This window comes from Salipiger bermudensis HTCC2601, from assembly GCF_000153725.1.
Classification (GTDB): Bacteria; Pseudomonadota; Alphaproteobacteria; order Rhodobacterales; family Rhodobacteraceae; genus Salipiger; species Salipiger bermudensis.
Genome location: NZ_DS022278.1, coordinates 106,922 through 119,819 on the forward strand (window position 1 = coordinate 106,922; position 12,898 = coordinate 119,819).

Annotated in this window: 16 protein-coding genes and 1 pseudogene; 14 read left to right on the top strand and 3 right to left on the bottom strand. The window is 63.1% G+C overall.

What is annotated here, in order from left to right; translation table 11 throughout:
- Positions 1-18: 18 nt before the first annotated feature.
- From R2601_RS23120 to R2601_RS26555, 9 genes are all read left to right on the top strand, one after another.
- On the top strand, positions 19-537 hold the full coding sequence (locus tag R2601_RS23120; RefSeq protein WP_040546002.1) for a hypothetical protein: 519 nt from the start codon (positions 19-21) through the stop codon (positions 535-537).
- Between the two features lie 95 nt (positions 538-632).
- The gene (locus tag R2601_RS23125; protein WP_007803272.1) at positions 633-1,124 is read left to right on the top strand and encodes a DUF6878 family protein; all 492 of its coding nucleotides are present in this window, start codon (positions 633-635) and stop codon (positions 1,122-1,124) included.
- 10 nt (positions 1,125-1,134) lie between these two features.
- Positions 1,135-1,512: a DUF6915 family protein gene (locus tag R2601_RS23130; RefSeq protein ID WP_007803274.1), complete on the top strand. Its 378-nt coding sequence runs from the start codon at positions 1,135-1,137 to the stop codon at positions 1,510-1,512.
- A gap of 1 nt (position 1,513) precedes the next feature.
- A complete protein-coding gene (locus R2601_RS26285) occupies positions 1,514-1,711 on the top strand; it encodes a hypothetical protein (RefSeq protein ID WP_083794017.1) in 198 nt (65 codons plus the stop codon).
- Between the two features lie 75 nt (positions 1,712-1,786).
- The gene (locus R2601_RS23135; protein WP_007803276.1) at positions 1,787-2,206 is read left to right on the top strand and encodes a hypothetical protein; all 420 of its coding nucleotides are present in this window, start codon (positions 1,787-1,789) and stop codon (positions 2,204-2,206) included.
- Positions 2,199-2,843 carry a DUF8835 domain-containing pootine gene (locus R2601_RS23140; RefSeq protein ID WP_007803278.1) on the top strand — a complete coding sequence of 215 codons (645 nt, stop codon included), beginning with the start codon at positions 2,199-2,201 and terminating at the stop codon, positions 2,841-2,843. The genes R2601_RS23135 and R2601_RS23140 overlap by 8 nt, the downstream gene beginning before the upstream one ends.
- A gap of 65 nt (positions 2,844-2,908) precedes the next feature.
- On the top strand, positions 2,909-3,310 hold the full coding sequence (locus R2601_RS23145) for an MbcA/ParS/Xre antitoxin family protein (protein WP_007803280.1): 402 nt from the start codon (positions 2,909-2,911) through the stop codon (positions 3,308-3,310).
- Complete coding sequence (locus R2601_RS23150) at positions 3,307-4,008, top strand: RES family NAD+ phosphorylase (RefSeq protein ID WP_007803282.1); 702 nt, start codon at positions 3,307-3,309, stop codon at positions 4,006-4,008. Before R2601_RS23145 ends, R2601_RS23150 begins: the two co-directional genes overlap by 4 nt.
- Before the next feature lie 36 nt (positions 4,009-4,044).
- Complete coding sequence (locus R2601_RS26555; protein WP_110740141.1) at positions 4,045-4,221, top strand: DUF1778 domain-containing protein; 177 nt, start codon at positions 4,045-4,047, stop codon at positions 4,219-4,221.
- 82 nt (positions 4,222-4,303) lie between these two features.
- Here the strand turns inward: R2601_RS26555 and R2601_RS23155 are convergent, their stop codons facing one another.
- The 3 genes from R2601_RS23155 to R2601_RS23165 all read right to left on the bottom strand — a co-directional run bounded on the left by R2601_RS23155 (position 4,304) and on the right by R2601_RS23165 (position 6,685).
- Positions 4,304-5,221: a nucleotidyl transferase AbiEii/AbiGii toxin family protein gene (locus tag R2601_RS23155; RefSeq protein WP_007803284.1), complete on the bottom strand. Its 918-nt coding sequence runs from the start codon at positions 5,219-5,221 to the stop codon at positions 4,304-4,306.
- Positions 5,211-6,023 carry a type IV toxin-antitoxin system AbiEi family antitoxin domain-containing protein gene (locus R2601_RS23160; protein WP_007803286.1) on the bottom strand — a complete coding sequence of 271 codons (813 nt, stop codon included), beginning with the start codon at positions 6,021-6,023 and terminating at the stop codon, positions 5,211-5,213. Before R2601_RS23160 ends, R2601_RS23155 begins: the two co-directional genes overlap by 11 nt.
- 365 nt (positions 6,024-6,388) lie before the next feature.
- Entirely contained in the window at positions 6,389-6,685 is a 297-nt protein-coding gene (locus R2601_RS23165; protein WP_007803287.1) for a hypothetical protein, read from the bottom strand.
- 178 nt (positions 6,686-6,863) lie between these two features.
- Here R2601_RS23165 and R2601_RS23170 point away from each other — a divergent pair.
- From R2601_RS23170 to R2601_RS23185, 5 genes and pseudogenes are all read left to right on the top strand, one after another.
- Positions 6,864-9,146: pseudogene (locus R2601_RS23170) on the top strand (strawberry notch-like NTP hydrolase domain-containing protein); the annotation flags it as partial.
- Between the two features lie 163 nt (positions 9,147-9,309).
- Positions 9,310-10,002, top strand: coding sequence for a site-specific integrase (locus R2601_RS27485; RefSeq protein WP_007803290.1), 693 nt, complete (start codon positions 9,310-9,312; stop codon positions 10,000-10,002).
- Positions 9,939-10,538, top strand: coding sequence for a site-specific integrase (locus R2601_RS27490; RefSeq protein WP_254656107.1), 600 nt, complete (start codon positions 9,939-9,941; stop codon positions 10,536-10,538). Before R2601_RS27485 ends, R2601_RS27490 begins: the two co-directional genes overlap by 64 nt.
- Positions 10,535-11,890 (top strand): tyrosine-type recombinase/integrase, encoded by a 1,356-nt coding sequence (locus tag R2601_RS23180; RefSeq protein WP_007803294.1) that lies wholly within the window; start codon positions 10,535-10,537, stop codon positions 11,888-11,890. The genes R2601_RS27490 and R2601_RS23180 overlap by 4 nt, the downstream gene beginning before the upstream one ends.
- Positions 11,887-12,891, top strand: coding sequence for a tyrosine-type recombinase/integrase (locus R2601_RS23185; RefSeq protein ID WP_007803296.1), 1,005 nt, complete (start codon positions 11,887-11,889; stop codon positions 12,889-12,891). The genes R2601_RS23180 and R2601_RS23185 overlap by 4 nt, the downstream gene beginning before the upstream one ends.
- Positions 12,892-12,898 lie beyond the last annotated feature (7 nt).

The window sequence follows — 12,898 nt, forward strand, 5'->3', positions numbered from 1 at the left end:
ACCGTCGGAGATATGCCCATGTTCGACCTTCCTCTCCAAACTCAGCCGGAAACACAGAAGACAGGTTTGCCGCCGAGCTTCCTGACCGTTCTTGCAGATCAAGACTTGCCGTTTGCGCTCACGACGGCTTGCCACGCGTCGGCGGCTCTAATGTCCGGGCAGGCGCACCCCAAGGTACTGGAGCGGTTTGCCACGCTGGCCGAAGCCATGCAGGGGGCAATCGTTCATGCCGAAAATGTCACCCCTGAAGACGCGCCGCGCATCCTGGCGATCCTCGATCGAGAGGGCCGCCTCGTTCTGGCCGGGGCTGTCCATGGTGGCGGGGTTGCATGGTGCCACCCGGTCTCGGATGCCGCCGAAGCCCGCGCCGTCGTGTCCGAGGCCAGCCAGGCCCGCGCGCAGGCCATGCGGGCGGCCGAGTGGCATGAACATGGCCTTGCGCGACGGCTGCGGCACCACGCCGACGTTCTCGATGCCCGTCTTGTCGATCCACTCTGGCGTGTCTTCGCGTCTCGCGCCCTGCAGATCGCGGCGTGACGCCCGAGAGCCAGAGAAGGGCAGGGGAGGATGTGAGCCTAGGAGGACGAGAGAGCCTCGGGGTTCAGATCCTTTCCCTCATTTCGGAGTTTCCAATGTCCAAGATCGAACCCACCCTGGCCGCGCCGATGGCGCCGTCCAGGATTGATTTCGCCGCCGTGCTGGCTCGGCAGTCCGAGCGTGACGCGCGGATCGCAGCTTTGCGTCCGGCCAACAAGGAGCGCCTCTTCGATGGCCTGACTGCCGCGGGCATCACCCATGTGACCGTGAGCTTTGACGGCTATGGCGATAGCGGCCAGGTTGAAAGCATCGAAGCCTACGCTGGCGACGCCGAAGTCACTTTCCCCAAGACCCAGATCGCCTATGCCGCATTGACCTGGGACGACCCGGAGGTCGAGATGCGGGCGCTTTCGCTCGAAGATGTCGTGGAGCAACTGGCGTACGACTTGCTGTCTGACACCCACGGCGGTTGGGAAAACAACGACGGGGCCTACGGCGAATTCTGCTTCGACGCTAGCGCTCGCACCATCCACCTCGAGTTCAACGAGCGCTTCACCTCGTCCGAACTCTACACACACGATTTCTGAGGGGGCGGCGATGGCACATCCGTACCACCACGCCCTGTCCTCGGTGAAGAAATGGGGCGGCACGGTCGACGACTACCTCGCCGTGCATTCCTGGTTCGACCAGAGCAAGGAGATCACAGCCGACTTTCGGCACCGGGCGTTGCGCCACCATGCCGAGGGCATCTTCATGGCCGAGACGATTTTCGGCCCGACCCTCACGCTCTCGACCGAGCGCGTCATCCCGACCCGCTGGGTCGGCGAGCAGCATGTGAAGGAGGACCTCGGCTTCATCCCGAGCTTCGCCGATTGGGTGAAGGCCATTCGGCCCGAGCCTTGGATGGGTCGGACCGAACGGATCGAGGCACAGGTCGATCCGCATCTCGCTTCGCCCGTGGTCGAGGTCATGTGACATGACCGATCCCACTTATCTAAGTCTTGGCTTGCCGCCGACCGCTTCGCCACTGGCAGTGGTTCGCGCGGCGGTCCGGGCGCTGCACCCCGACACACGCGCTGTTTGCGGCCTCCGGACGGCGCGTAAGCGCTTCTACCGGCAAATGCTCTGCGCGCATGCCGCACGACAGGCGGCAGACGACACGTCGATCGGCTGATCGCTCCCGGCCGACCCTTCATCCCGATTCAGTACCCGGCCTCTTGGCCGGGTCTTCCCCATTCAGGAGACTCCCATGGCGGATTACTTCACCCATTTCTCATGCCTGCTCGACGTCGGCACTCCCGAAAAGGCGGCCCGAGCACTCGCGCTGTTTCACGATCTGCGCGCTGCGGATCACGACGCCGACGACCCAGATGTCGCTGGCTTCGATCTCGTGCACCAGGATGCCCCCGAGGGCAGCAGCCTCTGGATCCATGATGACGAACACGGCGATGTCGAGGCCGTCATCCGCTTCGTGCTGCGCCTCGCCGAAGTCCTCGACCTCACCGGCCTTTGGGGATTTCAGTATGCTCTGACCTGCTCCCGGCCGCGGCTCGACGCCTTTGGTGGCGGCGCGCATGCCCTCGATCTCGGCGGGCGCAAATCCATCGGCTGGTCCAGCAGCCAGGAATGGTTGGCCTCAGCACTGAATGGGGAGGACGTCGATGCCTGAGCTCATCTGCACTACCGTCTACCTGTTCCCCGAACTCTCGGACGCCGCCAAGGAGAAAGCCCGCAACTGGTATCGCGACCTCGGACCCCACGACGACTGGTGGGACGCGGTCTATGAGGATTTCGAGCGGGTCTGTGAGATCCTCGGCATCCGCCTGAAAACCACCTCCGTCCGCCTGATGAGTGGCGGGACACGGGCCAAGCCCTGCATCTGGTTCTCCGGCTTCTGGAGCCAGGGTGATGGAGCTTCGTTCGAAGGCTACTGGTCCCACGTCAAGGGCGCCGCCGCGCGCATTCGGGACTATGCCCCGACGGATGTGACGTTGCACGGCATCGCCGACCGGCTGCAGGCCATCCAGCGGCGGAACTTCTACCAGCTCGCCGCCGCGGCCAGCCACCGTGGCCGCTACTATCACGAATACTGCATGGCCGTGGACGTCACGCGCGACAGCCCGACCTGGCAGCCGCCGACCGAGGACGCGGAAAAAGTCGTGACCGAGACGCTGCGTGATCTGGCCCGCTGGCTCTACCGTCAGCTTGAAGCCGAATACGACCACCTCGCCTCGGACCAGGCCATCGAGGAGGGAATCATCGTCAACGCGTATACGTTCACGGAAGGAGGGCGGCGGTTCGGGTAACAGTGATCAAAGCGCAAGGTTCATTTGATCTTTACAGTAAGTCCATATGGACTATATTGAAGCCAATGGAGGACGCCATGTACGTTGCAGAGAAAATCCGGGAACCCGCACAGATCAACGCCGTCGCGTTGAAAGCTTATGCACGCGTGGCCGATGCTTGGGGTCTCAGTCTCAAGGAAGCGGCTGGCCTTGCCGACATGTCAGAGAGCACGTGGAAGCGCGCCAAGAAGCCGGATTTCGCCGGAGAGCTCACCAAGGACCAACTGCTGCGGCTCAGCGCTGTAATTGGCATCTTCAAGTCGCTCGAACTCTACTTCTCGGAGCCTTTGGCAAGAAGCTGGTTCACCCGGCCGAACACCGGTCCGCTCTTTGGTGGCGGCCGACCAGTCGACACCGCCATCGACGGGGGCTTGCCGCAGATCCTCGCGGTTCGGACCTATCTTGATGCGTTGCGTGGTGGGGCATGAAGCAGACCGAGATTTCCGATCGCGGTCTCGTTCGTCTCCTGCCCGCCACCTACCACAAGCCACCATCGCTGCGCGGTCTCGTCGATACCGATGACGAGATGGAGATCTTGGCAGAGATCGAGGGCCTGACCAGTGGACGTCTACAGGCCGAACGCGGGCGCAACCCGCATCTGGACCCGCGCGAACTCGCTTGGCAACGCCGCAGCCGCGATCTGCGCATCTATGGGGACAGTCACGTCAACGCAGCCTTCACTTACGCCCGCGCCGGCGGAAACCGCTTCAACGCCGAGGAGCGCGGCGCGTGGTACTGCGCATGGGATGTGATGGTTTCTGTCAGCGAAGTGGCTTGGCACCGCACACGCGAACTCGGCTTTACCGGCAGCTTCCACGATAGCGCCCGCTATGTGGAATTGCTGGCCGACTTCATCGGCGTCTTCGACGACATGACCGATGAGGCAGGTCATCCGGCGCTGCATCCGGATCCGGCTGTCGGGTATCCCGAGGGCCAAAGCCTGGCACAGCATCTGCGTCGGGGCGGATCCAAGGGCCTGATTTACCCTTCGGTCCGGGCTCGTGCACCGGGCGGGAATTGCCTGGTCTGCTTTGAGCCCCACGCAATTCAGAACGTTCGTCCGGGCGCGTCTTGGGATCTTGTGTGGGATGGGACACCGCACTACTCGATTGCGGCCGTCGGCTGATCCGCAAAACCGTACTTGGCCAGGAGGCCTATAAAGATGGCAACGCCTGATATCGAAAGCCCAGACCGCACCGATCTCAAGCAGATCGACCATGAGCGCTTCTTTGAAGCGATAGACTCGCCGCCTTTGCCGACCGAAGCCCTGCGCTCTGCCTTTCATCGGGCGAAAACGCGGTCATTTCAGCGAAACGCAGGGCTTGGAAGCGCCGACTGAGTTCACCCGTCTTCGGCGCCTTCCATCGACGCGATGAGGATGGCCAACGCAAAGCGCCCCTCGCGACGGTGCTGGGCGTGGCTCAGCCCAGGAGCTTCAACAAGGCGTCGCGATGCGTGGCATGTTTTTCGGGGTTGTCGCGCTTCAGTTTGTTCAGGTTGAGGACTTTCCACTTCACGGCCGGTAGCTCAGCGGCTTGCGAGCGGTTGATCGCCGCAAAGTCAGGCTCGCCGTCCTGAAGCGTCAGGAGGAACTGCCTCGCCTTGTCATCGAGCCTCGATTGCAGATCGGCGACCAACTTGAGGCGCGTCGCCAAAAGCGTAGCGAGCGGGACGGGTGTTCTGGTCATGCCTTCGAATTCCCGCGCGTAGGGTTGCTCGAGATCGATCAGGTTCGGATCGAGCAGCTCATGCGCCGGTCGCGGCGAACTGGCGACATAGATCAGGAAGGTGTGGAACAGGTCCTGCGTCAGGCTCTCGTTTTCGTAGAGGAGTGTGACGTCGTAGAGATCCCGGGGATGCTGCCTGTCCAGGGCGGCGTGCAGCTTTCCCGCGAACAGGTCCTCGAACGAGACGATCTGCATTTCGGCATAGCCATAGGCATCCTCCACGGCGGCAGATACGGTCCGGACTTCCGGGTCGTGGACTACGCCCCGGGTCACGGGCGAGGTTTCGATCTTGATCTCGGCATTCCCGAGGCGCGCCAGGAGCCGGGTGGCTCCGCCGCCGCCCCCTTGGATGCGCTGCGATTTCGCGCCTCGGATTCCGGTCTCGATGGAAGCCGCGATGCGATCCATCGCGGCGTTGATCTCGTCCAGGCTCTCGGCGCGTTCCTTGATTGGCAGGTAGGTCAGGTCGATGTCGACCGACAGCCGAGGCAGGTCGCGGTGGAAGAGGTTGATGGCCGTCCCGCCCTTGAGCGCGAAGACGCTTTCGCCCGCGACATTGGGCAGGACGCGCACCAGGAGCGCAACCTGGGCTTCATAGGTCTCACGCGCCATTTTCGGCCTCCGGTTTCACGAATTCTTCTGGCACCATGATCCGATAGCGCGGGTGGATCTTGCCGCCCTGGATCAAGGCTCGGTCGCCGCTGCCGAGGTCGAATGCCTGCGGGTCGATCCGTTTGCGCCAGGAATGATCGTGGCGGTCCGCGAAGACGAAGAACAGGCGCTTGACCTTGATTTTCTGGCACGCTTGCAGGAGGTCGGAAATCAGCCTTGGGCGCAGGGTTGTCAGGCTCTCGAAGACCATGTCGAGCGTGTGGAAACTCTCATGGTGGGGCAACTCGTCCATGGCTTCCAGGATTGCGCGCTCCGGCGTCGACATCGTCAGACCCCAGTCCCATGGCAGGCCAGAATTCTTGCCCTCGATCACGCCCAGCTTCGGATCGGTGAACAAGGAACGGGGGCGGATACTGAAAGGGGCATCCGTCGGCAGTTTGATCAGCCAGTTCGGGACCTTGTCCCCATAGACCCAGACTGGAGCGCTTTCCCCCAGGCGGAGGTAATGGGCATGTCCTTGTTCACCGAGTGCCGTTGTGCTCCCGACATGCAGATCATGACCCATGATATGTTGCATCGAAAGGATGCAGGTCTTCCAGTCGATGCTGTTGGACGCCTGCATATTCGGGACTGGTCGGCGGAAGACACCGCGTGCGATGCGCTCCAGCCAGCCGCGTTTCACATAGTCACGGAAGCTCTCATAGGCGATGCCCTGCGAGACGAGCCATGCCGCGTCGACCAGATACCCGGCGGGTACGGCATCGAGCACTTTCTTCAGATTCTGTGACCTTGCGGTGTCCATGATACTTAAAGTGACAGATTTTCAAAGAGACATCTACAGGTTTCTTTGATGAGAATGCTTTTCCAGCGTTATGGACGCTCCTATCTCACCATTTCCAAAGAACTGAGGGACTAGCCCCAAGGGGAGGGAGATCTGAAGACGCTGGGTTGAGAGACGGCTACGACTTGCGGTGGTTACCGAAGGTCGCAGCGGTGCACCTCCCGGCGTGCCGCCGGAACCAGACCTTGGTCCTTCGGACAGGAGCTTGACCGAGGCTGATGTCCCGAAGGTCCAGTCTGCCAACCTACAGCTTGGCAGCTGCGCTCGGTTTGCCAAACCGCGGTATGGCAGAATCTCCGGCAGGTCGGAGCCAGCCGGTGCCGTTCTCACCTGTTCCCGTCGATCCACTTCGACATGAGCCCCCTGTCGCGAAAACATTCGTCCGGAACGGCGCGTCGTTTAATCCGGGCGAGTTTCTCAGCGAAGGCCACCTGCCTGGAGGTGGGCAGCCCGTCCATGTCCGATACCGGCTTCAGCCGGGCCTGAGCCTCGATCCACGTGCTCAAAGATCGCCGGTCTTGCTGAACCTCCCAGGGCAGGAGCGTCCGGTTGCGCAGGGCGAGCGACCGCGCATAGGCAATCTGCTTGGGTGTTACGGGCAGGGCGCGGGTGGTGCTTTCCATGGTGGAACCCCCTTTCTGGCTTGGCTCAGAATATAGAACATAACAAGAACAAAATCAAGCCGAGCTTCCGGGACGCGTCGGATTCGAGAGGGAGAGAGGGGCCGGGAAAGATCAGGTCCGAGGCTGCCCGAGAGAGGGTGTACGGGCCTGATCCTGTCCTTCATTCCGGAGTTTCCCGATGACCCATCTTGCCCCTGTTGCGCAGGCGTCCTTGCCTGCGCCCATTGTCCCGTTGGCAGCAAATCCTGCCCCTGCGATCGTTGCTGTTGCCGAAGCGCTGCAGCCCGATCTGGCGCAAGGGCTTCAGATCGACGCGCTGCGCCTGCGCCGCGAGATGGAACATGCCTTTGGCGGTTCCGATGCGACCGGTGCTTGGGACTGGAAGCTCGCCTATGAGGCGGGCGAGGTGGCGCTGATCCTCTTTCTGCGAAAGTTCGGTCGGGCGCTGCTTGCGCGTGCCGGCTCGCCTGCGGCGCTCTTGCCGATCCTCGCCAAGGTGGCAGGCCTCTTGCCCACGCACACCCGGCGGTCGGAAGAGATGGAGCGCTTTCAGCAATTCTCGACGCCGCTGCCCATGGGGCTCGCGGCTGTGGCGGCAGCACAGATCACGCCCCGTGATCTTGTCCTAGAGCCGTCTGCCGGGACCGGGCTTCTGGCGATCCTCGCCGAGATCGCCGGCGGCACTCTGGCTCTGAACGAGTTGGCCGACACCCGCGCCGACCTTCTGCGCCTCCTCTTTCCGGGGCGCCCCGTTACCACCTTTGATGCCGCGCAGATCGACGATCATCTCGATGTCTCCTCAAGTCCGAGCGTCATCATGATGAACCCGCCCTTCTCGGCCCAAGCCAATGTCGATGGTCGGTCGACCGAGGCGACGGCCCGGCATCTGCGCTCGGCCCTCGCGCGTCTGGCCCCCGGCGGACGGCTCGTCGCCATCACCGGAGCCGGTTTCGCGCCGGTTGCGCCTGCCTGGGCCGAGACCTTCGGCCGTCTGACCGAGACCGCCCATCTCGTCTTCACCGGAGCTGTGTCGGGGGCAGCCTTCGCAAAGCATGGCACCAGCTTCGAGACCCGGATCTCGGTCTTCGACAAGTGCCGTTGCGGCGAGCGGGGTGGCATTACCGCTGATCTGGCACGCTCCATCTCGCCGGATGTGGCGCAACTCCTCGCCCGGATCGTGGCCGAGGTCCCTCCGCGCCTCACGTTGGATGCGGGTGATGTCGCTCAATCGCAGCCAGCTTCCCCTTTCCGGGGACTTCCTCACCGTGCGTCCGGCCCTGCCGCTCGACCCTTGCGTTCGACGGCAGCGACCAAGATGGATGTGCATGTCACCACGCCGGATGCCGAAGACCTCGGCTACATCCCGCGCGAGACAGCGGACGGCCACGGCGCCGCGCGCCTTTCCGACGCGATCTACGAGACCTTCCGCCTGCAGGCGATCGACATCCCCGGCGCGGCCCCGCACCCAACCAAGCTCGTGCAGTCGGCCGCCATGGCCTCAGTCGCGCCCCCTAAACCCACGTACCGCCCCAAGCTGCCCCCGGCCGTCCTGCGCGACGGCCTGCTGTCCGACGCGCAGCTCGAGACCGTTATCTACGCGGGGGAGGCGCATGGCGCGCGTCTCGCGGGGTCTTGGACCGTCGATGAGACCGGAGACGTGGTATCCGCAGCACCGGAGGACGCCGCTGACGCTATCGGCTTCCGCCGGGGTTTCTTCCTTGGCGATGGCACCGGAGCGGGCAAGGGCCGCCAGTCGGCCGGGATCCTGCTCGACAACTGGTGCCAAGGCCGCCGCAAGGCGCTCTGGATATCGAAAAGCGACAAGCTCCTCGAGGACGCACAGCGCGACTGGTCCGCGCTCGGGCAGGAGCGTCTGCTGGTGACGCCGCTCTCGCGTTTCGCACAAGGCCGCGACATCCCTCTGACCGAGGGCATCCTCTTCACCACCTATGCCACGCTGCGCTCTGAAGAGCGCGGGGCCAAGAAATCCCGCGTCGACCAGATCGTCGACTGGCTCGGGGCGGATTTCGACGGGGTGATCCTCTTCGATGAAAGCCATGCCATGGCGAATGCCGCCGGGTCCAAGGGCGAGCGGGGCGATACCATGGCCTCGCAGCAGGGCAGGGCGGGTCTGCGCCTGCAGCACAAGCTGCCGAATGCCCGCGTGGTCTATGTCTCGGCCACGGGCGCGACGACGGTCCACAACCTCGCCTATGCACAGCGGCTAGGTTTGTGGGGCGGGGAGGATTTTCCCTTTCAGACCCGGTCAGAATTCGTGGAAGCCATCGAGGCCGGCGGTGTCGCGGCGATGGAGGTTCTGGCCCGCGACCTCCGGGCGCTCGGCCTCTACACGGCGCGGTCGCTGTCCTATGACGGTGTCGAATACGAGATGCTGGAACACGCGCTTAGCCCCGAGCAGCGCGGTATCTACGATGCCTATGCCGGGGCCTTCCAGACATTATGCGCAGCTGCGCATAATGTCCGTAATCGCGAGGACGCGATAATGCGAAGGTGTCCAGGATTCATTTGTGTTTTCCTTGGCTTCTGGATATCGGCGCGGCCTTTGCTGCGCATTATTTTGATTGCAAACCTCGGCGGCTTTCCAACCGTCTGAGGAGACACTCATGTTGAAGTTGCACGACGAGCTGATCGCCGAGCTCGCGAAATCGCTCACGGAGCAGAACTACAATCCGGTGGTCGTGACGAACCATCGGCTCTACGCCCGTCGGTTCCTGGACTACCTGGCCGAGCGCGACATGCCGGTGGCGATGGTGACGCCAGCGCAGGTCGATCAGTATTTTCTCCACGCAGTCCATTGCTTTCATGATCGCTACGGTCGGCCGCCCAGCTCGCGCTGGCACAGGCTACCAAATACGGCGATCGGCAGGTTGCTCCGGCTGGCCCAAGGCACATGGCCGCCAGAGGCTGAAATCGAACCCGTTAAGATGCTCCGGCACGCCATTTGCCATGATTACGAAACTTGGATGCGCGACGAGCGCGGGCTGGCAGATGAAACTATCGACGCGCGGCTCCGGGAGGCGCGGCGCTTTCTGGACTGGTATTTCGGCCGCAGTGGTGCCGACGGTCTCCGAAGCTTGGCCGTACGGGACATCGATCGCTACATGGACATGCGCGCGGTCGGACTGCGACGGATATCGCTCGCGGCATCTGCTGCGTGGCTTCGGTCCCTGCTGCGCTATCTCCACCTGTCGGGGCGGGTTCCGACCGATTTGAGCCCGCAGTCATCGGCCCGATGCTCTATGCCTATGAGGATGTTCCTTCGATCCTGGACCGCAGCCAGATCGACATGGTTCTGAAGGCCACCGCCAGGGACAGATCGCCGAGGGGGCTGCGCGACCATGCTATTTTGCTGATGCTCGCCATCTACGGACTGCGAGAAGGCGAGATCTGCAGTCTCCGGCTCGAAGACATCGACTGGCACGCGGACTCGCTGCGCATCCGTCACACCAAGACCAATGCCTGTTCCTACATGCCGCTGCTGACGCCGGTCGGCGATGCGGTGCTCGACTATCTGCGCCTCGGGCGCCCGCAGGTCGAAAGCCGGGAGGTCTTCATCCGCTCCCTCGCACCCTATACCAGGATGAAGAACCTCTATGGCATGGTCGACGGGCGCCTGGCGGCCGCAGGCGTTGTGCCGGTGGGAAAGCGTGGCCCACATGTCTTCCGCCACGCGCGTGCGGTTGAACTGCTGCGGGCGTCGGTTCCGCAAAAAATCATCGGCGACGTGCTGGGGCACCGATCAACCGAGTCCACCAACGCCTATCTCAAACTTGCCACCGAAGATTTGCGGGCTGTAGCGCTCGACGTGCCCGGATCGGAGGTGCTGTCATGAGCGCCTGGCACGATCCCGATTTGCTTGCCGTCGAGGACTTTCTCCGCATCTCCCGGTTCGGACAGAGAAGCAGTTACACTTACCGGTGGATCCTTCGCAGCTTCGAGGATGTTGCGCGCCGGCACTCAGCAGTGGATCGCCAGATGCTCGAGGACTGGCTGGGGGACATGGCAACGCGGTGGAAATTGTCGACGCTGTTGAACCAGGTCTGCATCGTTGACCGCTTCCTCGACTATCTGGTCCAGAACGAGTTGATCCCCGGCAATCCCGTCGCCGAGCTTCGCAGGCAGCACAATATCAAGCAGAACAAGCCGATCTGGCGGGCTCTTGCCTCCCCCAATCCCGACGAGGCACTTGCCGCGTTGTGCCAGCCTGCGCCCTACGGCAGCGTTCTGGGCGACTTCATGCGTGACCATGTCGCGCTGATGCGAAACCGGGGATACCAGTATGAGACGCAGGCTCACTGGTTGCTGCGGTTTGACCGGTTCCTGCAGGCTCATCCGGAACTGGCGGACGAGCCGCTCGAGACGATGCTGTCCCATTGGGCAGCGGCCAAGTCCACCCGCAATCACGCGGCGGAATGCCAGAAGCTGGGGCGCATCCTGACCAAGGCGCGGCACCGGCTCGATCCGAACATTCCGCCGAAACGCTTCAACCCGCGACCGGAACGAGAGGTGGCTCGGGAGCACCGGCAACCGCATATCTTCAGCCCGGCTGACATCCGGCACATGCTCGAAGTTGCCCGTTCCTATCCGTCGCCGCATGCCCCGCTGCGGCCGTGGACCCTCTACACCATGATCCTGCTTGCCTATTGCGCCGGGCTTCGACGTAGTGAGATTGCGCGGCTCGATCTGGGCGACGTCGACCTTCAATCCGGCACGATCACGGTCCGGGAAACGAAGTTCTACAAGACCAGGATCCTGCCTCAGTCGGACAGCGTCATGACCGAACTACGTGCCTATCTCGATGCGAGGCGGCGCGCAGGTGCTCCACAAGACAAGCAATCGGGGTTGTTTTGGCAGGGCCACTTCAAGGGCCACCATACTCCGGAGACGGTCACCACGATGATCACCAACGTCATGCGCCGCGCCGGATTCAAGCCACCCTCCGGACGGACGGGGCCACGTGTGCATGACCTGCGGCATTCGATGGTCGTGAACCGGATCCTTCAATGGTACCGGATCGGCATCAACCCGCAGGACCGCCTGCACTTCCTCTCGACCTATCTGGGTCACCGGGACATCAACTCGACGCTGGTCTACATCACCGTCACGCAGGATCTTCTGCAGGAAGCCAGCGAGCGGTTCCGCGCCGTCGGCGCCCCCTGTCTCAACGGGGAGGCGCTGTCATGAAAGCCACAAATCCCTTCCCCGAACTGTTGCGGGCCTTCTTCCAGGAATGGCTGGCGGAACAGCGTAGCGCCTCGATCCATACCATCAAGTCCTATCGGGACACCTGGCGGATGTTGCTCCGGTTCGTCGCGGAGCGAAACGGCGGCGGTGTCGCACGGATCACGCTGGCCGACGTCTCCGCCAGCGAGGTGCGCGCGTTCCTTACCCATGCCGAGCATGGTCGCAAGGGCACGATCGGCACGCGCAATTGTCGGCTTGCCGCGATCCGCAGCTTCTTCAGCTTCGTGGCGGACAAGGACCCTGAATATATCGCCCAATGCGCCGAGGTCCTCACGATCCCGCTCAAGCGAAAACCTACCGCCGCGCCCTGCTACCTTGAGCCAGGGGAGGTCGAGGCCATTCTCGCGCAGCCCGACCGGTCGACCATTGAAGGGATGCGAGACCATGTGCTGCTGTCGCTGCTCTATAATAGCGGTGCGCGCATCCAGGAGGCGCTCGATCTGTGTCCCGGCGCGATCCGTTTTGAAGCACCGTATTATGTGCGTCTTTACGGCAAGGGGCGAAAGGAACGCATCTGCCCGCTCTGGCCGGAAACCGTGGCTTTGATGAAGAAGCTGCTGGAGCGGCAGCCACGCGCGCCGGATGAGCGCATCTTCGTCAATCGCTACGGCGAGCCACTGGGAGCTTCGGGCGTGCGGTTCAAGCTGGCGGCCTACGTCGCGGCCGCGGCGAAAACGACGCCCTCGCTGCGTTTGAAACATGTGACGCCGCACAGCTTCCGGCACGCGACGGCCGTCCACCTCGTCGCGGCGGGCGTCGACATCACCGTCATCCGCAGCTGGCTGGGGCATGTCAGCCTCGACACGACCAACCACTACGCTCAGGCCAATCTCGAAACCAAGCGAAAGGCGCTCGAACAGGTCGGCGTTCCGGCAGAAGGAAATCGACCCGCGCGATGGAAACGTGACGCGGACCTGCTCGCCTGGCTCGATACCCTCTGACCCCAAC

Coding starts and splice junctions, on each gene's coding strand:
- R2601_RS23120 (WP_040546002.1), top strand. CDS start 19: ATGTTCGACCTTCCTCTCCAAACTCAGCCGGAAACACAGAAGACAGGT.
- R2601_RS23125 (WP_007803272.1), top strand. CDS start 633: ATGTCCAAGATCGAACCCACCCTGGCCGCGCCGATGGCGCCGTCCAGG.
- R2601_RS23130 (WP_007803274.1), top strand. CDS start 1,135: ATGGCACATCCGTACCACCACGCCCTGTCCTCGGTGAAGAAATGGGGC.
- R2601_RS26285 (WP_083794017.1), top strand. CDS start 1,514: ATGACCGATCCCACTTATCTAAGTCTTGGCTTGCCGCCGACCGCTTCG.
- R2601_RS23135 (WP_007803276.1), top strand. CDS start 1,787: ATGGCGGATTACTTCACCCATTTCTCATGCCTGCTCGACGTCGGCACT.
- R2601_RS23140 (WP_007803278.1), top strand. CDS start 2,199: ATGCCTGAGCTCATCTGCACTACCGTCTACCTGTTCCCCGAACTCTCG.
- R2601_RS23145 (WP_007803280.1), top strand. CDS start 2,909: ATGGAGGACGCCATGTACGTTGCAGAGAAAATCCGGGAACCCGCACAG.
- R2601_RS23150 (WP_007803282.1), top strand. CDS start 3,307: ATGAAGCAGACCGAGATTTCCGATCGCGGTCTCGTTCGTCTCCTGCCC.
- R2601_RS26555 (WP_110740141.1), top strand. CDS start 4,045: ATGGCAACGCCTGATATCGAAAGCCCAGACCGCACCGATCTCAAGCAG.
- R2601_RS23155 (WP_007803284.1), bottom strand. CDS start 5,221: ATGGCGCGTGAGACCTATGAAGCCCAGGTTGCGCTCCTGGTGCGCGTC.
- R2601_RS23160 (WP_007803286.1), bottom strand. CDS start 6,023: ATGGACACCGCAAGGTCACAGAATCTGAAGAAAGTGCTCGATGCCGTA.
- R2601_RS23165 (WP_007803287.1), bottom strand. CDS start 6,685: ATGGAAAGCACCACCCGCGCCCTGCCCGTAACACCCAAGCAGATTGCC.
- R2601_RS27485 (WP_007803290.1), top strand. CDS start 9,310: ATGTTGAAGTTGCACGACGAGCTGATCGCCGAGCTCGCGAAATCGCTC.
- R2601_RS27490 (WP_254656107.1), top strand. CDS start 9,939: ATGCTCTATGCCTATGAGGATGTTCCTTCGATCCTGGACCGCAGCCAG.
- R2601_RS23180 (WP_007803294.1), top strand. CDS start 10,535: ATGAGCGCCTGGCACGATCCCGATTTGCTTGCCGTCGAGGACTTTCTC.
- R2601_RS23185 (WP_007803296.1), top strand. CDS start 11,887: ATGAAAGCCACAAATCCCTTCCCCGAACTGTTGCGGGCCTTCTTCCAG.